We start from the raw sequence: 19146 nt of genomic DNA, 5'->3' as shown, positions 1-19146 counted from the left end.
CTTAGGGCCGCCGGATGGCCGTCCGTCAAGTCTGCGGCCGGTCCGCGAGAAGGCCCACATCGGCGGGCGCGAAATAGAGATCGATGCGTTCGCCCCGGGCCGGTGGCGGCACGGCCGACCGGTTGAAGGTATCGACGAGGACGCTCGATCCGGCGACGTGGACGTCGAGCCGGACGACCGATCCCATGAAATGGGCGTCGCGCACCTCACCCGTCAGGCGATTGGGCCGATCGGAGGAGGGCTCGAGCTTGACCGCTTCGGGACGCAGGGTGAGCGTGAGCGGCGCGCCTTCCGCGACGGGCGGCGTTTCGGACAATTCGATCCGCGTTCCGTCGACGATCGCGCCGGCCCCCTCCGCGCGCACGCCGTCGATGAGGCTCAGCGTCCCGACGAACCCGGCGACGAAGCGGGTCGAGGGTCGGTTGTAGATCTCGAACGGCGTCGCGCATTGCTGGATCCGGCCCTCGCTCATCACCGCGATCCGGTCAGACATCGACAGGGCTTCCTCCTGGTCGTGCGTCACGAAGATCGTCGTGATGCCGAGCTCGCGCTGAAGGGCGCGGATCTGTTCGCGCAGCGAGACGCGGATCTTGGCGTCGAGGGCCGAAAGCGGCTCGTCGAGAAGGAGAACGCGGGGGCTCGGCGCCAGCGCCCGGGCTAGGGCGACGCGTTGCTGCTGGCCGCCCGACAGCTGGTAGGGGTATCGGTTCGAAAGATGCGGCAGGCCGACGAGGGTCAGCATCTCCTCGACGCGCGGCCCGATCTCGCGCTTGGGCCGCCCCGCGACCTTCAGCCCGAAGGCGACGTTGTCGTGGACCGAAAGATTGGGGAAGAGGGCATAGGCCTGGAACACCATGCCGATACGGCGCCGGCTCGCGGCCAGATCCGTCACGTCCTCGCCGTCGATGACGATGCGCCCGGCGCTCGGCCGCTCGAAGCCCGCGATCATGCGCAGCATCGTCGTCTTGCCGCAGCCGGACGGCCCGAGAAAGGAGACGAACTCGCCACGTTCCACCCGAAGATCGAAATCCTTGACGACGGTGGTCGGCCCGAAGCTTTTGACGACGCCGTCGATCGACAGGAAGCTCATGCTTGCGATCCTTGATTGGGTTTGACGGCGAGGGGCGCTGCGACCCGCCTCGCGGTCCGCTTACGGCCGGCGAGCTGTAAGAGGCCCATGCAGGCCCAGGTGACCGCGAACGCGATCATCGCCAGCGCCGAGGGCTCATAGGCCTTGTGGGTGCCGACGAGCGCCAGATAGGGGCCGAAGGCCGGCTGGTTGAGGAGGCTCGCCAGCACGAATTCGCCGATGACGATGGCAAAGGACAGGAACGCGCCGGAAAGGACCGCAGCCCTGACATTCGGCAGGATCACCTTGAAGAGCACCGTGATGCGGTTCGCGCCGAGACTTTCGCCCGCTTCCGTCAGCGTGCGGATATCGATCGCCGCCATGCCGGTGTCGACCGCCCGGTACATGTAGGGCATCGACAGGACCACATAGCCGAAGATGAGGAGGACATAGGTGCCGTTCGCCGATCCGGTGAAGGGCAGGAAGGAGGAGGAGTTGTAGAGCCGCAGATAGCCGAAGACGAGGACGATCGGCGGAATGACCAGCGGCAGCAGCGTGATGAACTCGACGAGCGGGCGCAGTTTCGGGAATTTGAGGCGCACCCAATAGGCCGTCGGGACGATGAGCAGCGAGCCGACGATGATGGTCACCAGCGCGGCGATCACCGAGAAGGTGAAGGTCTCGCGGAAGCGCGTATCGGAGAACACCGACTTGTAGGCCTCGAAGCTCCAGACCCCGCGCAGCATCGACAGGGAGAACTCGAAGGTCGCGACGAGCGGCAAGAGGAAATAGAGGATGGCGAGGACGACGACGATCCACGGTCCCGCCCTGGAAGCCCGCCGCCCGCCGGGGGTGGTCGCGGGCGCGCTCATCGCTGCCACCGTTCGGCGCGCGCCCGCAGCCAGAGATAGAGGATGTTGGAGCAGCCGGTGATGGCGATCATGCCGAAGGCGAGGGCGTAGCCGAGATTGGGATTGTAAAGCACGTCGCCGCGGATCTGCGCGTAGAGAAGGATCGGCACGATGTTGAGGGACGAGCCGGTGAGGGCGTAGGCGGTGGCGATGGCACCGAAGGAATTGGCGAAGAGGAGAAGGAAGCAGCCGAGGATCGAGGGCGCGAGGACGGGGATGCCCACATGGCGCCAGTACTGCCAGGTCGAGGCACCGAGGATCGAGGCCGCTTCCCGCCATTCCTTCTTCAGCCCGTCGAGGGCCGGCGTGATAATGAGGATCATCAACGGGATCTGGAAGTAGAGATAGGTGATGGTCAGCCCCCAGAAGGACAGGAGGTTGAAGCCGTAGCGGTAGATGTTGACGTCGAACGTGTCCTTCAGGAACAGGGTGACGAGCCCGATCCGGCCGAGCGTCGCGATGAAGGCGAAGGCGAGGGGAATGCCGGCGAAGTTCGAGGCGACGCCCGAGAAGGTGACGATCAAGGGTCTCAGCGAGCCCGGCAATCCGCCATGGACGATGGCATAGGCGATGAAGAAGCCCAGAAAGGCGCCAAGCCCGGCCGAGGCGAGGCTCACTTCGATCGATATGCGATAGGCCGCGATGATCTGCGGCGTGAAGAGGCCGATGATGTTCTGGAAGGTGAAGTCGCCGGCGGGTGTCTGGAACGCGCCGGCGATCAGCGTCAGGGTCGGAAGGATGAGAAAGAGGGCCGCGAAGAGAAAGAAGGGGGCGGTGCCGAGCCAGGCGAAGGACCGTGGCGCACGGCCGCGCACGGGGCCTGTCCGTGCCCCGTCCGTCGCCAAGTCCGCCTCATGCGCCGCCGCCATCGCCGCTTCCTGTTTTCTGCTTGTCCGGGTGAGGTTTCAAAACCCGCCGAGGAGCCCGGGCAAGCCGCTCACGGCCGGCCCGGGAGGGGGCGAATGCTACTGGACGGTCGCGCCGACCACGCTGTCCCACTGTTCGGTGATCACCGCCTTGGCTGCATCCTGATCCTGAAGGCTCGGGAATTTCGCCGTCTCGTAGGCCTCGGCCGGCGGCAGCTTGTCGAGAAGATCCTGCGGGATCTTGCCGGCCTTCGACATGGCGTTGAAGCGGATCGGGTGGCAGTAGCCCTTCAGATAGGTGAGCTGGCCTTCGTCGGAATAAAGATACTCCATCCACAGCTTGGCGGCGTTCGGATGCGGTGCATAGGCCGAGATCGCCTGGACGTAGACGCCCGCGACGACACCCGATTTGGGGATCACGACCTCTGTCGCCGGATTGCCTGCCAGGGTGTCGCGCGAGGCGAGCGCGTTATAGTCCCAGTGGATGAGGATCGGCGTCGTGCCCTGTGCGAGCGTCGCGGTGAGCCCGACGACCGGCACGAAATTGCCCGCTTCGTTGAGCTTCTTGAAGAAGTCGAGGCCGGCCTCGCCGATCGCCTTGGCATCGCCGTCCGGCTTTGCGGACAGTCCGGCGGCGTAGACCGACTGGATCGCCTGCGCCGAGGAGCGCGGGTCGCCGGCGAGAGAGACCGCATTGGCATATTCGGAGTTCATCAGATCCGGCCAGTCCTGCGGGACGGTGTCGATGATATCGGTGTTCACCTGGAAGGCGAGGACGCCGTAATAGTCGCCGTACCAGTAGCCCTCGGGGTCCTTGGCGTCGTCCGGGATCTCGTCCCAGGTCGCGACCTTGTAGGGGGCGATCAGGTTCTCGGCCTTGGCGGAGGGGCCGAAGGAGAGGCCGACATCGATCACGTCGGGCGCCTGCGGACCGGTATTGCCCTGATTGGCCTTGATCGCCTGGATTTCGTCGCCGGAGCCGGCATTGGGGTTCAGCTCGTTGACGGCAATGCCGTACTTCTTCTTGAAGCCTTCGATCATCTCGCCGTAATTGCACCAGTCGTGCGGCAGCGCGATCGTCGTCAGCTGGCCTTCCTTCTTGGCGGCGGCGACGAGTTCGTCCATCGACTGGGACGACCCGCTGTCCTGCGCGAAGGCCATGCTCGTCGAGAGCGAGAGGGTCGCGGCGAGAAGACCTGCGACCGGGCGGGATGATGTCATGGAAAAAGCCCTCCAGAGCCGCGGCAAGGCGCACGGCCGTTTTTCATGGGAACGCCAGCGAACGGGTGCGGCGGTGCCGGCCGTTAGCACCGGTCCGTGACAGTGGCGTGTCGCGCCCTCCCGGTCGGTAAGGCAAGGTTACTCCGTGTTCCTGACGAACTGCAATCTCTCGCAGGTAGAGGCATGTGGGAAACCTCAGAAGACCCGGACCGCCGAAGGCCGCCGTCGTTCCTCTTCTGAGCAATGGGTGGCCCGTCGAACCGGTCGACCCGTCTCCTCGACCGTATACGCGCGTCTACCGCCCGGCGCCGATCCTCGCCGATACGAGGAATGCCAGATCCCAGACGATGGTCCCTCCCGCCGCGAGATGCTCGGCTTCGAGCCTCTGCGCCAGCGTGTCGGGGTCCATGTCCTCGGCCGTCGCCACGCCGTGTGCCTGCATGCGGGGCAGCATGACGCGAGCCAGCGTCGGCAGAAACGAGGGCTCGCCGGCCTCGAGCAGGATGCCCTCGCTGCGCGCCGTCTCGACCCGGTGCCCCGCCGCCCGCATCAGGCTCGCAAGCCGCAGCGCGAGCCCCGTATCGCCGCCTTCCGCCGCGACCGTCGTCCACATCCAGTCGTAGAGCCGGCCATGCAGGGGCAAGTCGCCCAGTCCCGCAGGGAGTCCGGCCCGTCCATGCTCCTGGAACGCCATGATCGATCCGGGCCTTGCGAGATCCGAGAGACGGGCGATCGTGGCCGCCGCATCGGGCAGATACATGAGCACGCGGCGCCCGACGATCGCATCGAACCGTCCGAGATCGGGCAGCACGCCCGCAAGGTCAGCTGTGCGATAGCGGATAGGTGCGGCCCGAGGGTCGGCCTTCGCCGCACGGGCCGAGGCCAGCACGTCGTCGCTGCGGTCCAGCGCGACGACCTCGCCGCCAGGTCCCGCAAGGCCTGCGACGAACCGGCTGAGATCGCCGTTCCCGCAGCCGATGTCGAGGACGCGCATGCCGGGGACGATGCCCACCGCCGCGAAGAAGCGGGAACTCGGCCCGTTGGCCGGGTTCTCCGGTACGGCATCGGCCCCGGAGCCAGGTTCCGGCGCGGCGTCTCGGTCATCTGGGCACATCATAGGGTCTGCGTCCGTTTGTCTGCGCGGATCGTCGAACCGGCATCGCCGGCCGAGAGATCGCGGCCGGCTTGCTTTGGTTGATTTCGCCGGGACAGGGCGATCGACAGCCGCTGAACGCCGAGCATCCCGACCCTGCCGGGGCTTACCCCGCCATGCGCTTCAGGACACCGTCCCGGTTGATGAGATGATGCCAGATCGTCGCCATGGCGATATGGCCGAGGATCAGAAGCGCCAGGATCCAGCCCATCTCGCCATGCCACTCGGCGGGAACCTGCGTCCAGGCGATTTCGGTCTCGCGCGGCGGAAAAATCGTGAGCCCCAGATAGGTGAGACCGCGCTCGCCGCCGGCGGCGGCGAGGAGCCTGACCGAGGGAACGAGGATCATCAGGGCATAGAGGGCGACATGGCCTGCGACCGCCGCCTGACCCATCGCCCCGGAATGGGGCGGACGGGACGGAATGTTCAGAAGGCCCCAGATCCCCCGCAGGAAAACCAGAATGAAGAGCGTCACCCCGAGGGTCACGTGATAGCTCCAGAGCGTCTCGCGCAGGGCATTTTCGCGCGGCAGCGCCCAATGAGCGGCCGCCGAGGCGAACTGCGCCGCGAAGAGAACCGCCATACCCCAGTGAAGGAAGCGCGTGATCGGCCCGTAGCGCTCGGGCGTGTCTTTGTAGGTTGTCATGGGATCGTTCTGCCGGTCTCTGATTTGAGGACTTGATTGAAAATATCGAGGATCGGCGTGCGGCGGGCCGATCGATTGGAAATGCCTTCGAAGCGCCGTAGCGTCATCGCGTCTTGAGCGACTTTACCGCCGGAGATCCCGCATAGGAACGACACGAATGTGTCATTCCCGCCTATTGCGAGATCTGGATGGGCTCGAATTCCGGAGCCACGCCGAGCATCGCCGCGACACGCGTGATCACCTTCGCGGCGACCGGCGCCGCGGTATAGGATGCCGTCCGCAGATAGGTGGGAACGCCGCCCTGCGGATCGTCGATGATCGTCATCACGAGATAGCGCGGATCGTCCATGGGAAAGGCCGCGGAAAAGACGTTGAAGTTGTGGTGCCGGGCATAGCGTCCATCGATCACCTTCTCCGCCGTCCCGGTCTTTCCGCCGACCCGGTATCCTTCGATATCGGCCTTCTTCCCGGTGCCGGACATCACGTTGAGCCGGTAGAGGCGGCGCATGGATCGGCTGGTGGCCGGCGATACGAGCTCCCGGCTCGGCAGCGCGTCCACGGAACCCTCGCGCTTCAGAAAGGTCGGCTCGACGAGCTTGCCACCGTTCAGGATGCCGCCGATGCCGACCGCGGTCTGGAGCGGCGTCGTGGCGAAGCCGTGGCCGAAGGCGGCGGTGACCGTCGTCGCGCGGCTCCAGCGGGATGGAACCTGCGGGCTCGCAACCTCCGGAAGCTCGACCTGAAGCTTCGACAGAAGCCCCATCCGGCGCAGGAAGCTCTCGTGCTTCTCGACACCGACATCGAGCGCCTCGCGGGCGGATCCGATATTCGACGAGCGCACGAAGATCTCCTGAACCGTCATCGGCCGGTCCTGCAGATGCCCTTCGTCGCGGATCCGCCGGTTACCCACCATCACCGCTTCGGTCGTGTCGAACTCGGTCTGAAGATTGGCGCCCTTCATCTCCAGCGCCATCGCGGTGGTGAAAACCTTGATGGTCGAGCCCATTTCGGAAGTGCCGCCGCTGATCCGGTTCAATCGGTCCGGTCGTCCCGCCTCGACGGGATCGTTCGGATCGAAGTCCGGAAGCGATGCGAGCGCCATGATCTCACCGGTCTTGATATCGAGGATCAGGCCCTCCGTCGCCGTTGCCGCGAACGTCTCGCGTGCATTGGCGAGTTCGTCGCGCAGCGCGTGCTGAACGCGCAGATCGAGGGACAGTCGGACCGGCGCCAGCGCGTCCGCCTCTGCAAGACCGGCATTGCGCAGATCCAGAAGCCCCTCCTGATCGATCCAGCGTTCGATCCCCGACAATCCCTTGTTGTCGATATCGGTGAAGCCCAGAATGTGGGCCGCCGTCCGGCCGCCCGGATAGAAGCGGTTGATCTCGGGCCGGAACCCGAGGGCCGGAATACCGGCATCGGCGACGACCTGCCTTTGGCGGGGCGTCAGCTTGCGCTTGATCCAGACGAAGCCGGCCTTGGAGGACAGCGAGCGGAAGAGCTCGGCCGCGTCGAGGTCCGGCATGATCGCCGTGAGCCTCTCCACGGCCTCGTCCACATCGACGATCTTGCGCGGTTCGGCAAAGAGCGAGAAGGTCTGAAGGTCCGTGGCAAGCACGCTGCCATTGCGGTCGACGATGTCGGGCCGTGACGTCGTGGCCCGCCCTGCGCTCGCTTCGGCCTCAGCCACGGGCGCGCGCGCGAAGACGACGAGCCGCGCGCCGATCGCGAGGTAGATCCCCATGAAGACAAGACTCGTGATGAGGATGCGGGGCTTGAATCGCGGAGCGCGGACGAAGGACGCGTCATGGCGTTCAGCGGGACGAGGGGCGCGTTGGCGTCGGCGCATGGAGGCAGGGTCCGATCCAGTGTAGGCGTCCGGGATGCGCTCGGGAGCACCCGAAGGCAGACGCTCGAAAAGGCGGGAATGATGGGCGCGTAAAGGCGGACGGATGGTTATCGCGCGAGGAAGCGTGCCATCCGGCGCAGAAGAACCGGCAAGACGAAATAGAACATCGTCGCGACGATCAGGGCCGTGAGGACGACCATGCGCGGCAGGAACGGAAGATCCATCAGATAGGGGGAGAGGAACCAGATATAGGCCGAGGCGATCGGAAAGATGCCCATCCAGACGACGAAAGCCATACGCCAGCGCGCCGGCTGGCGGGGAACGAGGCCCGCTGCGGAAAACCAGAGATCCGACGTGTTGTAGGTTCTGTATTGCGGTCGGTGATCGGAGACCTGCGCGATGCGCGCATGCCACTCATCCGCCACCGGGGAATGTCGCCAGGCATCGAGATCGTCCTGCGTCGCAAAGCATTGCACGACGTGAAACTCCTCCCCGTCGACCCGCGGAGGAATGAGGGTGGAGAAGAGAGAACCCCTGGCCTTCGACGAGGCTTCCAGCATCCCGCGCGCCAGAGCCTCATACTCCTTCTCGAAGCCGGAATTGGCACGGCGATGAACGATCCGGGTCACCTGCGACATCTCAGGCGGCCTCCTCGGAGCGCGGCGCCTTGATGCTGCGGATGAAGGCTCCGAGATGGGGAAAGAAGGACGCGAAGGCGGGCTCGCTGCGGTGCCTCATGGCGATTTCGGTGAGCAGCTTGAGGCCGACGCAGAACTCGGCGACCTCGTCCTCCGGAACGATCCCGTTCGAGCGCGCACGCTCGATGATCGCCGCCAGATCGTCGTGGTTCCGGACTTCGATGTCGCAGATTTCAGCCCCGACAGGCCTGTCCCGCTGATCGGACAAATGGGTGAGAGACAAGCGGTAGGTGTGAGCCATCGGAGCGCCTTCCTGCTGACAGACCGACAAATAGATGATAAAGTCAACTAATTCGGGATGGGGGACTTCGTCAACTAAAATGTCAGGCAGTGGTACGACCGACGACGTCATCGTCGAACTCATGAGTTCGATCTCCCGCCAGTTCCGCAGCGAGTTGCGGCAGGCCTCCGCGAGCGTCGGCGGGCCGGCCACGCCGGTGCAGCACGAAATGCTCGCTTATGTCGGCCGCCATCCGGGAACCGGCATCATGGGCCTTGCCGAATTGGCGCGCCGGGACAAGGCGCAGGTGACACGCACCATCTCCGAGCTCGAAGACCTCGAACTCGTCATCCGCGAGCGGTCCGCCAGCGACCGTCGCGCGACGAGGGTGAGACTGTCCGAAAGCGGGGAAGCCGTGTTCCGAGAGGTTCTGGAAAAGCGCCGGAGCCTTGCTGCGGCGATGCTCGGCCCGCTCCGGTCCGATGAGCGGGACACCCTTAGCGCAATGCTCGCGAAGATGCGCTCCGCTCTGGCTGACAGTTAGACCTGAGGGCCGAGACCGGCCGGATCGTCACTTCGGGTGCCGGGATCGCGAGGCCTTTGCGAGGGGGCGCCCGTGAGGGGATCGTCGCCTCAGCCGGCAGGGTGGCTTGTCCCTCTTCGAATATCCAGCCGAGAAGGCCGGTCACCCGGTTCTCAGCAGTTCGGCGAAACGGGCGAGCGCCCGATCCTGCCCGAGGCCGGGATCAGGCGCGCTGAGAGCCAGACGATAGGTTCGGATATCCGGTTTCTCCAGCACGAGCCGGACGAGCCGACCCTCCGCCAGATCCGCTTCGACGAGATGCAGAGGCAGCCAGCCGAAGCAGTGACCCCGGCGCACCGCATCGAGCGCGGCCTCGACGGTGTTCATCCGCCAGATCCTCGCCCGGCCCCGGCGAACCTCGCTCGCCCTGTCGAAGGAGGAGATCTCGAACCGGTGGTGGCGGGCGAGCATCGCCGCCGTGAGGGGGCGACCGGCTTTGGCCAGCGGATGATGCGGATGGGCGACCGCGACGAGATCGACCTGCGCGACGATCTGCGCCGAAGCGGCGCCCGGTGCTGCGACGAGAATGGCGAGATCATAATTCGCCCAGGCAACGGTTTCGACCGGCTGGCGGACGGTCTCGTGCAGATCGATCGAGATATGAGGCCAATCGTCAGCGAAGGTTTCGATGGCGCCCAGCAACCGGTCCCTCGGAAAGAGCGTGTCGAAGAGCAGCCTGATTTGAAGTCGTTCCCCTCGAAGGGCCGCCGCGCCCCGGCGCTCGATCCGGCGAAAGTCCTCGATCAGCGGCGTGACGTCGGCAAGAAGGGTCGCGCCTTCGGGGGTCAGGACGGCGCGTCGTCCGTCGAGGCGGAGGAGATCGACGCCGATGGCGTCCCGCAATCTCGCAAGGGCATAGCTGATCGTCGACTGGCTCCGGTTCAGCGCGGCTGCCGCTGCCGAAAAGCTCCCGGTATCGACGACCATCCGCAGGACGATCCATTGCTCGAGGGTCGAACGCGGCACGGACCAATCGGATTTTTCGATCATATCCCCCGAATATCACGACGGGAAATCCGATACAAATGTGCCTAGATCGGAGTCAGCAAAGGAGTTTCCCCATGTCCGATCCCTTCGAATCCACCCGTCCGGAAGAGCTGACGAGCGTCGTCGGCAAGCACTTCATCTATACCTACGACAATGGCTGGCAGTACGAGATGTACGTCAAGAACCCGCGGACGATCGACTACCGCATCCATAGCGGAATGGTCGGCGGGCGCTGGGTCCGCGACCAGGAGGCGCACATCGTCCGCCTGTCCGACGACGTCTTCAAGATTTCGTGGAACGAGCCGACCGGCACGAATGTCAGCGTGGCCGTGAATCTGGCGACGAGGATCATCCATGGCGTGATCTTCTTTCCGCAATGGGTGGCCCGGGATCCGAAGAAGACCGTGTGCTTCCAGAACGACCATCTCGACGAGATGCGCTCCCTTCGCGATGCCGGCCCGACCTATCCCCCGCTGGTGGTCGACGAATTTGCGAAGATCACGTTCAGCGAAACCTGCGGTGCCGACGACGAGACCGTGATCTGCTGCGCGCCTTCGGACCTGCCGGAGGGTTACGCCGCGCGGCGGAACTGATCCGGTCCCATGTTCGAGAGTTTCGCTCGACACAATTCATGAGCTCGATATGTCATATCCCTTAACCCGCCGCGCCGTGCTCGGCGCGGGACTGGCTTCGGTTCTTGCCATGACCCTTCGCTCGACGCCATCCATCGCCGCCGGGGAACCCGTCGTGTCCCTGCGCTCCGGCGATGTGCGGGGCGCGCGAAGGGGCGGTGTCGCATCCTTCAAGCGCATTCCCTATGCCGCCGATCCGTTCATGGCTGAAACGCGCTTTCAGGCGCCCCAGCCGGTCGCGCCCTGGACGGGCCTGCGCGATGCCACCGCCTTCGGCCCGCCGCCGCCCCAGCCGAGCCGTAATCCGCAATCGGCCTTGTTCGGCGGTGCCGACGACCTGACGCTGAATGTCTGGACGCCCGATCCCGGGGCAGAGGGGCTGCCCGTCATGGTGTGGATCCCCGGCGGCGCCTTCGTGCGCGTCGATGCGGGCGAGGCGGCCTATGACGGTACGCGGTTCGCTGCCGACGGCATCGTGGTCGTGACGGTCAATTACCGCGTCGGTGTCGACGGCTTCATGGCGATCGAGGGCGCGCCTGCCAATCGCGGCCTTCTCGACCAGATCGCCGCGCTGGAATGGGTGCGCGACAACATCGCGGCCTTCGGCGGTGACGCCACCAATGTCACTCTCTTCGGCCAGTCGGCCGGAGCGGAGAGCATCGCCGTGCTTCTCGCCTCCCCGAAAGCCGAGGGGCTGTTCAAGCGCGCGATCCTTCAAAGCCCACCCATGCAGGCGATGACCGCCGACGACGCCACGCGCCTCGCGGACATCTTCGCCAGAGGGCTGGGTGCCGAGCCGACGGTCGCCGGGCTCGGCGGTGTCGCCTTCGAAAATCTCATCGCCGCCATTCCGGACCTTTCGGCGGAACTGAAGGATCGCGCCGAATGGGGCAAGCTGTCGCTTGGCGGGACCGCCTTCCTGCCGGTGATCGACGGGGATGTCGTCGATGCCTCGCCGATCGACATGCTGTCGCGAGCGCAAGAGGCCGGCGTTCCGGTGATCGTCGGCAGCACGGATGAGGAAGCCCGGATCTACATGGTGCCCGGGGGCGCCATCGATCGCGTCTCGCCGGAGGACATCGACGCCTTCGTCGACGAGTTGAACCTCTCCGCCGAGACGCTCGACATCTACCGGGCCCGAATGCCCGATGCGACCACCGGCGATCTCCTCACGGCGCTCCAGTCCGACTATACGTTCCGCATGCCGGCACTCAGGATCGCGGAATTGCGAAGCGGTAACCGGCAGACCTGGCATTACAATTTTTCCTGGCGCTCGCCCGCCTATGGAGGCCGGCTCGGCGCGGCTCACTTCGTCGATGTGCCGTTCAGCTTCGACAACTTGTCGTCCGATCAGGCAAAAACCTTCGTCGGCGAAAATCCGCCTCACTCGCTGGCCGAAGCCATGCACGGGGCCTGGGTCGCCTTCGCGAAAACCGGCGATCCCGGTTGGCCCACCTATGATCTCGCCACGCGGAAGACGATGCGCTTCGACACGGTGTCGAAGACCGTCAATGATCCGGAAGAATCCGTGCGCGGCCTTTGGACGGATGTCGCGTTCTGACGGGAAGGCGAGGGGGCCGAGCCGGATTTTCTCGACATAACACTAGGCGGCGAGATCGAAGATCGTGCGACCCTGCCGGACGGTCTCGTCCGGGTCCCGACACTTTCCACTCCTGCTTATCGCGCGAGAGAGGCGAGCCGCAGCTCTTGGCTGTGACTCGACCATCGGCCGGGACGCAGCCCGTTCGGCCGTCGGCGATCAGTCGAGGTGGAAGACTTCCGTCATCGGCGCCCACCACTCGCCGTCCGATCGGGTCTCGAGCGGGCGCTGCATCGGGCCGCAGAGCTTCCACCAGTCCTTCGTGACCGGGTCGTCCGCGATGGCGGCGTCGTCCGCGGCAAAATCGGTGCCCGTATATTCCCAATAGCCGAACATGAGGTTCTCGGGCTCGCGCAGGAAGATCGAGTAGTTCGTGATGTTCGAGCGTCTCAACCGATCGAGAACATCCGGCCATACATCGGCATGGAGCCTCTTGTACGCGTCGATCCGTTCCGGATCCACGCCGATGACGAACGCCATTCGTGTCATGGCCCGCATGTCCCCAAGGTTCGCTTCTCCCGCTCGGCCACATCACCGCTCATCCAGTCGCAGTCGCCGCGATCGTTCCGCCGAGATTGCTGGTTGGCGTCGGTTGCCATTCCGCGCTTGTGTCCGTGTTTTGTTTTTTATAATTATGGACCATAAGCGCGGAGGGAAAATCTTGTCAACGACGCCGATCGTGCAGTTCGGGACCAGCCGGTTCCTGCAGGCCCATGCCGCCCTCTTCATTTCGCAGGCTCTTCAAGCCGGGGAGGGTCTCGGGCCGGTCACTGTCGTGCAGTCGAGCGGCGATCCCGCAAGGGCAGGGCGCGTTTCGGCACTCGCGAAGGGCTACGATGTCCGCATTCGGGGCCTCGAGGACGGTGAGGCCGTGGATCGGGTCGCGCGCGTATCGAGCATCGCCCGGGGCCTTTCGCTCGCCGGCGACCAGGCCGAGGTGACGCGCATCCTCACTGAAGAGGCGCTTATCGTGATCTCGAACGTCTCGGAAGCCGGGCTGATGCGCCGTCCGGCCGATCGCTCCCCGGGCTACGATGCGGCGATGTCCTATCCCGCAAAGCTCGCTCATCTCCTTCGCGCGCGATACGAGGCCGGCATGGGGCCTCTCCAGATGATGCCGACGGAACTCGTCCGCGACAACGGGCGGGTTCTGAGGGATCTGGTTCTGGAAGCTGCGGGCGGGATGGAGGCGGACTATCGTCGATGGCTCGGCGAGGAGGTCGTCTGGGTCAATTCCCTGGTCGACCGGATCGTGTCCGAGCCGATCGAGCCGGCCGGTGCGGTCGCCGAGCCCTACGCGCTCTGGGCGATCGAGGACCGGCCGGATCTCGTCCTGCCCTGTCGTCACGCCGCGATCGACGTCGTCGCCGATCTCGGGCCGATCGAGCGGCGCAAGCTCTTCATCCTCAATCTCGGTCACACCGTCATGGTCTCCCAGTGGCTGAAACGCCGCCGGCAAGGGCCTCAACTCGTCCGCGAGGTGATGGCGGAGGCGGCGATGTCGCGCGAGCTCGCCGCGCTCTATGCCGAAGAGGTCCTGCCCGGCTTTGCCGCCGGCGGGGAGGGAGAGGGAGCCGAGGCCTATGTCGCCATCACGCTCGAACGGTTCGCGAACCCCTATCTGGACCACCGCCTCGCCGATATCGCCCAGAACCACGCCGAAAAACTGGATCGGCGGATCGGCGCCTTTCTCGACTGGGCACGGACAAACGGCGATGGCTCGGCGAAGCCGCGCCTCGAAGCGGCGATGAAGGAGCGTTCGTCATGAAGACGAGACCGATCGGGCAGACCGGGCTTAAGGTGACGGAGGTCGCCTTCGGATGCGCGAGCATCGGCAATCTCTATGCCGCCGTGACGGACGAGGCGGCCGAGGCCGTGCTTTCGGCCGCTTACGCAGCCGGCATCCGCTATTTCGATACCGCACCCCATTACGGTCGCGGCCTGTCCGAAATGCGTCTGAAGCGCTTCCTCGCGGGCCATGACGACGTCATCCTCTCGACCAAGGTGGGCCGGGTTCTGTCGCCGGCCAGGCACCCCATCGAGGCGGTGGACGGCTATGTGCAGCCGGCGCAGAACGATGCCCGCTACGATTATTCCGGCGATGGCATCGAGGAGAGTTTCGAGCAGAGCCTCGAACTGCTGGGCCGCTCCAGCATCGATATCCTCTATGTCCACGACCTTGGCCGCTGCACCCACGGGGCCGCAGCCGACAGGCATATGGAGGCCTTTCTCGGCTCGGGCTACGAGCGGCTGGCGAGGCTGAAGGAGCGCGGCCGCATCCGCGCCTTCGGTCTCGGCGTCAACGAGTGCGAGGTCTGCCTCGACGTCCTGGGGCATGGTCCACTGGACGTGATCCTCATCGCCGGCCGCCTCACGCTACTCGATCGGTCCGCGGAAGCGGGTCTGGTGCCGCTCTGCCGGGAGCGCGGCACGAGCCTCGTTCTCGGCGGCATCTTCAACTCCGGGATTCTCGCGACCGGGCCGGTGGAGGGGGCGACCTACGACTACCGTCCCGCCTCGATCGAGGTGCGCGAACGCGCCGCGAACCTCGAACGCCAGGCCGAGGCCCACGGCATCGGGCTCGCAGCGGCCGCCCTGCATTTTGCGCACCGTCATCCCGCCGCCGCCTCGGTCCTCCTCGGTACGGCAAACCCGCTCATGCTGAAGCGCAATCTGGAGATGCTCGCCGAGGAGCCGTCGCAGGCCGCGAAAGCCTTTCTGGACCGGTCGCCCGACGCCTGAATGGCGACGCGGGACAAAGCCTTCAGGCAAGATCGTGGTAGCGCAGCGAGGACAGAAGCGTCGTCTTCGACGTTTTCAGATGGCGCCGCGCGGCCGCGACGGCGGCCTCCTCGTCGCGCGCTTCGAGCGCGTCGATGATCGCCAGATGCTCGCCGATCGCAGCTTCGTTGCGATCCTTTTCATGGGTCTTGTCCCACAGATAGTGGTAGTGAAAGATCAGCGAGACGACCTTCTGGAACTCGGCGACGAAGCGGTTCTTGACGACCGAATTGAGGGCCGCGTGAAAGGCTTCGTCGAGCTTGGAAAAGGCGTGGAAATCGGTCTCGATCCGAGCCTTCAGCGTCAGGTGCTCGGCTCGCAGCGCCTCGAGGCGTGCCCAGATCGGGTGGTCGACCGGCGCCTCGACGAGATGACGCACGGCATCGAGTTCGAGCACGGCCCGGAAGTCGGACAGTTCGACCGCGAAGCCACGCGTGAAGCCCAGAAGCATCCAGCCACCCTGGCGACGCCGCGCGACGAGGCCGAACCGGCTGAGGCCGGCCAGAAATTCCTTGAGTTCGTGCTGGGGCACCTCGAACGAACGGGCGAGTTCGGCGACCGAAAGCGGCGTGTTGGCGGGAACGTCGAATTTGAGGATCCATTCGAGGAAGCGCTGCTCCAGATCGGCCGAGCCCTGCAGGCCATCGGGGCGGGCGATGCGGTCGGCCTCTGCCGGTCGGCGCAGCAGTCGCTTGTCGCGGCCTTCCCATGCGATGATGCCGCGCTCCTTGAGCCGCCCGAGGCAGCGGCGCACGACGGTCCGGCTCACGCCCGCGATCTCGCAGAGCCTGCTCTCGGCCGGAAGCCTCGCTTCGGGCTCGAGTTCCGCGCAGAAGTCGAGAAGCACGTTATAGGCGTCCCGATACCGCATGTCGGTTCTCGCCATCGCACGTCTCCCCGCACGTCCAATGCCCGTTCGGGCGAAACTGTATTTTGTCTAGAATAATTAAAAACCGTTGACAAGCGGCGCGACCGGGTGAGACGGTCTTTAATAATTAAATGCGGGACATGAGGGAGGCACATGTCGAACGCGACCAAAACGGGTGGAGGGTTCGCCCTGTCCGCCATCGCGCCGGCGAATGCTTCGCTGCACCGGCTGTCCGCTCTGCTGACGCTCTTTCTCCTGGTCCTCGGCTTTGCCGCGACGAGCCCGGCCTTCTTCACGGTCAATAACGGCCTGACGATCCTGCTCCAGACCTCGGTCGTCGGACTGCTCGGCATCGGCATGACCATGGTCATCGTGACCGGCGGGATCGACCTGTCGGTCGGCTCGGTGCTCGCGCTTTCGGGCGTCGTCTCCGCCATGGCGGTCAAGGCGGGTCTTCCTGTCCTTCCCGCGATGAGCATGGGGATCCTGGCAGGCGCGATATGCGGGGCCTTCAACGGCCTGGTCATCACGAAGCTGCGCATTCCGCCCTTCGTCGCGACCCTCGGCATGATGCTGATCGCCCGGGGCATCGCCCTTCAGCTGACGGGGGCAATCCCGATCTCGGGGCTCGGCGACGCCTTCGGCGCTCTCGGCAACGGCGCACTCTTTCGAATGGTCGAATTGCGGCCCAACGGCTTTCCGAACGTGGTCTTCCCCGGCGTGCCCTATCCGGCGATCCTGCTTCTCGTCGTCGCGCTGGCCGCCGCCTACCTCCTGAAGAAGCGGCAGATCGGCCGCCATATCTTCGCGACGGGCTCGAACGAGGAAGCCGCACGCCTGTCGGGCGTGCGCGTCGATCGCACCAAGCTCTATGCCTATGTCATGTCCGGAGCGCTGGCCGGTCTTGCGGGCAATGTGCTGATGTCCCGCCTCGTCACCGCCCAGCCGAGCGAGGGCGTGATGTACGAACTCGACGCCATCGCGGCCGCCGTGATCGGCGGTGCCTCGCTCTCCGGCGGCGTCGGAACGATCTCGGGCACGATGATCGGCGCCTTCATCATCGGCATCCTGCGCAACGGCCTGAACATGGCGGGCGTCTCAGCCTTCATCCAGCAGATCGTCATCGGCTTCGTCGTCATCGGCGCCGTCTGGATCGATCAGATCCGCAATCGCCCGTGAGGAGCGGGCAGTCCGAAACCAGCTTGTCAACATGGGAGGAAATGGCATGAACATCGTGAGGCAGACACTCGCAACCTCGCTCATCGCGCTTGCGAGCATGGGCGCCGCCGAGGCCGGGGAGATCGCGGTCATCGTCAAGACCACGAATTCGAACTTCTGGCAGAACGTGAACAAGGGTGCGCAGGCCGCGATCGACGGTCAGTCCGAGCACACGATGAGCTTCGACGGGCCCGCCTCCGAAAGCGCCATCGCCGATGAGGTCAACCTCGTCGAGAACGCGATCAATCGCGGCGTTTCGGGCATCGTTCTCGCTCCCTCCGATCCCGAGGCGCTGGCCCCGACGGTGAAGCGCGCCTTCGAGAGCGGCATTCCCGTCGTGATCGTCGACAGTGCGCTCGCCGACGGCGCCAAGGGGAGCTACCAGGCGTTTCTGTCGACCGACAACTGCGCCGCCGGCGAGGAGGTCGCCAAGCGGATGATCGAGAAGGCCGGCGACAGCGGCAAGGTCGCCGTGATGTCCTATGTCGCGGGTGTCGGATCCGAGATCGGCCGCGTGGGCTGCTTCAGCGATTATCTGAAGAAGAATTCCAAGCTCGAGATCGTCGGTCCCTATTATTCCCAGAGCCAGATGGCGACGGCACTCAACCAGACGACCGACGTGCTCTCGGCCAACCCCGATCTCGTCGGAATCTTCGGGGCCAACGAGCCGACCGCCGTCGGCATGGGGCGCGCGATCGTCCAGGCGGGCAAGGCCGGACAGCTCGTCGCCCTCGGCTTCGACGGCAACGAGGACCTTCAGCAATTCGTTCGCGACGGCGTCCTCGATGCCATCGCCGTCCAGGGGTCCTTCGCGATGGGCGAGAAGGGCGTCGAGACCGTGATCAAGGTGATCGACGGGGAAGAGGTGGGCGAGTTCATCAATACGGGCGTCGTGATGGTCGATAAGGACAATATCGACAGCCCGGACGCTCAGAACGTTCTCTACTGACCCGATCGGGCAGCATGATCGCTGCGGTGATCGTGCTGCCCACGCCGGTCGCCGGATCTTTTCCGGCAGCCGGTCCGTGACGAAGACTTGTCGGAAGGCGATGGATATGGGCAAGGCGCCGCTGGTCGAACTGATCGGCATCCAGAAACATTTCGGCGGCATCCGCGCCGTCGAGGACGTCTCGATCGATCTTCGGGCGGGCGAGGTCGTCGGCCTCCTCGGACACAACGGCGCGGGCAAATCCTGCCTGATGCGTATCCTGTCCGGCGCCATGGTTCCGAGCGGCGGCGAGATCCGCATCAATGGCGAGACGGTCGCGTTCAGCGATCCGAACGATGCGCGTAAGGCCGGCATCGAGACGATCTATCAGACGCTCGCGCTCGCCGACCATCTCGATGCGCCCGCCAACCTGTTTCTCGGCCGCGAACTGAAGACCCGGTTCGGCAATCTCGACGACCGTGCCATGCTGAAGGCCGCGCGCGAAGTCCTGGCGCGGCTCAATCCGAACTTCAAGAATCTCGGCGATCCGGTCTCCAGCCTTTCGGGCGGACAAAGGCAGGTCATCGCGATCGCACGGGCAATCTATTTCGACACCAAGGTGCTCATCATGGACGAGCCGACCGCGGCGCTGGGTCCCTCCGAAACCGCGATGGTCGCCGGTCTGATCAAGGAGTTGAGGGCCGAGGGGATCGGCATCTTCCTCGTCAGCCACGACATGCACGACGTCTTCGAACTCTGCGACAGGGTCGTCGTGATGAACAAGGGCCGCCTCGTCGGCTCCCATGCGATCGACGAGGTGACGAAGGACGATGTCCTGAGCCTCATCGTCAAGGGCGACCTTCCCGCGGACTGGTCCGCCCGCAATCTGGAGACTGTGCCGGCATGATCGATCGCG

General features: G+C 65.3%; 20 protein-coding genes. 8 read left to right on the top strand and 12 right to left on the bottom strand.

Annotated features, from left to right (window positions below):
* Positions 1–25: 25 nt before the first annotated feature.
* The 9 genes from DYI37_RS10290 to DYI37_RS10250 form a co-directional block, all read right to left on the bottom strand.
* Entirely contained in the window at positions 26–1090 is a 1065-nt protein-coding gene (locus DYI37_RS10290; RefSeq protein ID WP_116683151.1) for an ABC transporter ATP-binding protein, read from the bottom strand.
* Entirely contained in the window at positions 1087–1941 is an 855-nt protein-coding gene (locus DYI37_RS10285) for an ABC transporter permease (RefSeq protein WP_116683150.1), read from the bottom strand. Before DYI37_RS10285 ends, DYI37_RS10290 begins: the two co-directional genes overlap by 4 nt.
* Positions 1938–2849: an ABC transporter permease gene (locus tag DYI37_RS10280; protein ID WP_116683149.1), complete on the bottom strand. Its 912-nt coding sequence runs from the start codon at positions 2847–2849 to the stop codon at positions 1938–1940. Before DYI37_RS10280 ends, DYI37_RS10285 begins: the two co-directional genes overlap by 4 nt.
* A 96-nt stretch (positions 2850–2945) precedes the next feature.
* The gene (locus DYI37_RS10275; protein WP_116683148.1) at positions 2946–4067 is read right to left on the bottom strand and encodes an ABC transporter substrate-binding protein; all 1122 of its coding nucleotides are present in this window, start codon (positions 4065–4067) and stop codon (positions 2946–2948) included.
* Positions 4068–4362: 295 nt separating this feature from the next.
* Entirely contained in the window at positions 4363–5184 is an 822-nt protein-coding gene (locus DYI37_RS10270) for a class I SAM-dependent methyltransferase (protein WP_116683147.1), read from the bottom strand.
* Positions 5185–5326: 142 nt separating this feature from the next.
* Entirely contained in the window at positions 5327–5866 is a 540-nt protein-coding gene (locus DYI37_RS10265; protein ID WP_116683146.1) for a cytochrome b, read from the bottom strand.
* A gap of 172 nt (positions 5867–6038) precedes the next feature.
* Positions 6039–7610: a peptidoglycan D,D-transpeptidase FtsI family protein gene (locus DYI37_RS10260; protein ID WP_158555138.1), complete on the bottom strand. Its 1572-nt coding sequence runs from the start codon at positions 7608–7610 to the stop codon at positions 6039–6041.
* A 212-nt stretch (positions 7611–7822) separates the two neighbouring features.
* Positions 7823–8353, bottom strand: coding sequence for an antibiotic biosynthesis monooxygenase (locus DYI37_RS10255; protein ID WP_116683144.1), 531 nt, complete (start codon positions 8351–8353; stop codon positions 7823–7825).
* Between the two features lies 1 nt (position 8354).
* Positions 8355–8654, bottom strand: coding sequence for a DUF3861 domain-containing protein (locus DYI37_RS10250; RefSeq protein WP_158555137.1), 300 nt, complete (start codon positions 8652–8654; stop codon positions 8355–8357).
* Between the two features lie 79 nt (positions 8655–8733).
* Here DYI37_RS10250 and DYI37_RS10245 point away from each other — a divergent pair, with 79 nt between their 5' ends.
* Positions 8734–9177, top strand: coding sequence for a MarR family winged helix-turn-helix transcriptional regulator (locus DYI37_RS10245; protein WP_158555136.1), 444 nt, complete (start codon positions 8734–8736; stop codon positions 9175–9177).
* A gap of 141 nt (positions 9178–9318) precedes the next feature.
* Here DYI37_RS10245 and DYI37_RS10240 read toward each other — a convergent pair whose 3' ends face one another.
* A complete protein-coding gene (locus DYI37_RS10240) occupies positions 9319–10182 on the bottom strand; it encodes a LysR family transcriptional regulator (protein WP_158555135.1) in 864 nt (287 codons plus the stop codon).
* Between the two features lie 95 nt (positions 10183–10277).
* On the opposite strand from DYI37_RS10240, the gene DYI37_RS10235 reads away from it, so the two are divergent.
* Together DYI37_RS10235 and DYI37_RS10230 are read left to right on the top strand one after the other, a co-directional pair.
* Positions 10278–10796 carry a phenolic acid decarboxylase gene (locus tag DYI37_RS10235; RefSeq protein WP_116683141.1) on the top strand — a complete coding sequence of 173 codons (519 nt, stop codon included), beginning with the start codon at positions 10278–10280 and terminating at the stop codon, positions 10794–10796.
* 49 nt (positions 10797–10845) lie between these two features.
* Positions 10846–12396, top strand: coding sequence for a carboxylesterase/lipase family protein (locus DYI37_RS10230; protein WP_116683140.1), 1551 nt, complete (start codon positions 10846–10848; stop codon positions 12394–12396).
* Positions 12397–12594: 198 nt separating this feature from the next.
* Here the strand turns inward: DYI37_RS10230 and DYI37_RS10225 are convergent, their stop codons facing one another.
* Positions 12595–12924, bottom strand: a complete 330-nt coding sequence (locus DYI37_RS10225) for an L-rhamnose mutarotase (protein WP_116683484.1) — start codon at positions 12922–12924, stop codon at positions 12595–12597.
* A gap of 172 nt (positions 12925–13096) precedes the next feature.
* On the opposite strand from DYI37_RS10225, the gene DYI37_RS10220 reads away from it, so the two are divergent.
* Together DYI37_RS10220 and DYI37_RS10215 are read left to right on the top strand one after the other, a co-directional pair.
* A complete protein-coding gene (locus tag DYI37_RS10220; RefSeq protein ID WP_245413865.1) occupies positions 13097–14203 on the top strand; it encodes a mannitol dehydrogenase family protein in 1107 nt (368 codons plus the stop codon).
* Positions 14200–15177 (top strand): aldo/keto reductase, encoded by a 978-nt coding sequence (locus DYI37_RS10215; RefSeq protein ID WP_116683138.1) that lies wholly within the window; start codon positions 14200–14202, stop codon positions 15175–15177. The genes DYI37_RS10220 and DYI37_RS10215 overlap by 4 nt, the downstream gene beginning before the upstream one ends.
* Positions 15178–15199: 22 nt before the next feature.
* Here the strand turns inward: DYI37_RS10215 and DYI37_RS10210 are convergent, their stop codons facing one another.
* A complete protein-coding gene (locus DYI37_RS10210; RefSeq protein WP_116683137.1) occupies positions 15200–16102 on the bottom strand; it encodes a GntR family transcriptional regulator in 903 nt (300 codons plus the stop codon).
* Between the two features lie 135 nt (positions 16103–16237).
* Here DYI37_RS10210 and DYI37_RS10205 point away from each other — a divergent pair, with 135 nt between their 5' ends.
* The 3 genes from DYI37_RS10205 (at position 16238) to DYI37_RS10195 (ending at position 19137) form a co-directional block, all read left to right on the top strand.
* Complete coding sequence (locus tag DYI37_RS10205; RefSeq protein ID WP_116683136.1) at positions 16238–17263, top strand: ABC transporter permease; 1026 nt, start codon at positions 16238–16240, stop codon at positions 17261–17263.
* A gap of 46 nt (positions 17264–17309) precedes the next feature.
* Positions 17310–18251 (top strand): ABC transporter substrate-binding protein, encoded by a 942-nt coding sequence (locus DYI37_RS10200; protein WP_116683135.1) that lies wholly within the window; start codon positions 17310–17312, stop codon positions 18249–18251.
* Between the two features lie 100 nt (positions 18252–18351).
* Entirely contained in the window at positions 18352–19137 is a 786-nt protein-coding gene (locus tag DYI37_RS10195; protein ID WP_116683134.1) for an ATP-binding cassette domain-containing protein, read from the top strand.
* The last annotated feature ends 9 nt before the right edge of the window (positions 19138–19146 follow it).

The sequence above is a fragment of the Fulvimarina endophytica genome, assembly GCF_003403015.1.
Lineage (GTDB): Bacteria > Pseudomonadota > Alphaproteobacteria > Rhizobiales > Rhizobiaceae > Fulvimarina > Fulvimarina endophytica.
Note: the sequence above shows the minus strand (reverse complement) of the source record. Positions and strands in the feature narration are given on the sequence as shown.

What these genes read in the sequence shown, in the direction of transcription:
- DYI37_RS10290 (WP_116683151.1), bottom strand. Translation starts at nt 1,090, where the DNA reads ATGAGCTTCCTGTCGATCGACGGCGTCGTCAAAAGCTTCGGGCCGACC.
- DYI37_RS10285 (WP_116683150.1), bottom strand. Translation starts at nt 1,941, where the DNA reads ATGAGCGCGCCCGCGACCACCCCCGGCGGGCGGCGGGCTTCCAGGGCG.
- DYI37_RS10280 (WP_116683149.1), bottom strand. Translation starts at nt 2,849, where the DNA reads ATGGCGGCGGCGCATGAGGCGGACTTGGCGACGGACGGGGCACGGACA.
- DYI37_RS10275 (WP_116683148.1), bottom strand. Translation starts at nt 4,067, where the DNA reads ATGACATCATCCCGCCCGGTCGCAGGTCTTCTCGCCGCGACCCTCTCG.
- DYI37_RS10270 (WP_116683147.1), bottom strand. Translation starts at nt 5,184, where the DNA reads ATGATGTGCCCAGATGACCGAGACGCCGCGCCGGAACCTGGCTCCGGG.
- DYI37_RS10265 (WP_116683146.1), bottom strand. Translation starts at nt 5,866, where the DNA reads ATGACAACCTACAAAGACACGCCCGAGCGCTACGGGCCGATCACGCGC.
- DYI37_RS10260 (WP_158555138.1), bottom strand. Translation starts at nt 7,610, where the DNA reads ATGGGGATCTACCTCGCGATCGGCGCGCGGCTCGTCGTCTTCGCGCGC.
- DYI37_RS10255 (WP_116683144.1), bottom strand. Translation starts at nt 8,353, where the DNA reads ATGTCGCAGGTGACCCGGATCGTTCATCGCCGTGCCAATTCCGGCTTC.
- DYI37_RS10250 (WP_158555137.1), bottom strand. Translation starts at nt 8,654, where the DNA reads ATGGCTCACACCTACCGCTTGTCTCTCACCCATTTGTCCGATCAGCGG.
- DYI37_RS10245 (WP_158555136.1), top strand. Translation starts at nt 8,734, where the DNA reads ATGTCAGGCAGTGGTACGACCGACGACGTCATCGTCGAACTCATGAGT.
- DYI37_RS10235 (WP_116683141.1), top strand. Translation starts at nt 10,278, where the DNA reads ATGTCCGATCCCTTCGAATCCACCCGTCCGGAAGAGCTGACGAGCGTC.
- DYI37_RS10230 (WP_116683140.1), top strand. Translation starts at nt 10,846, where the DNA reads ATGTCATATCCCTTAACCCGCCGCGCCGTGCTCGGCGCGGGACTGGCT.
- DYI37_RS10225 (WP_116683484.1), bottom strand. Translation starts at nt 12,924, where the DNA reads ATGACACGAATGGCGTTCGTCATCGGCGTGGATCCGGAACGGATCGAC.
- DYI37_RS10215 (WP_116683138.1), top strand. Translation starts at nt 14,200, where the DNA reads ATGAAGACGAGACCGATCGGGCAGACCGGGCTTAAGGTGACGGAGGTC.
- DYI37_RS10210 (WP_116683137.1), bottom strand. Translation starts at nt 16,102, where the DNA reads ATGGCGAGAACCGACATGCGGTATCGGGACGCCTATAACGTGCTTCTC.
- DYI37_RS10205 (WP_116683136.1), top strand. Translation starts at nt 16,238, where the DNA reads ATGTCGAACGCGACCAAAACGGGTGGAGGGTTCGCCCTGTCCGCCATC.
- DYI37_RS10200 (WP_116683135.1), top strand. Translation starts at nt 17,310, where the DNA reads ATGAACATCGTGAGGCAGACACTCGCAACCTCGCTCATCGCGCTTGCG.
- DYI37_RS10195 (WP_116683134.1), top strand. Translation starts at nt 18,352, where the DNA reads ATGGATATGGGCAAGGCGCCGCTGGTCGAACTGATCGGCATCCAGAAA.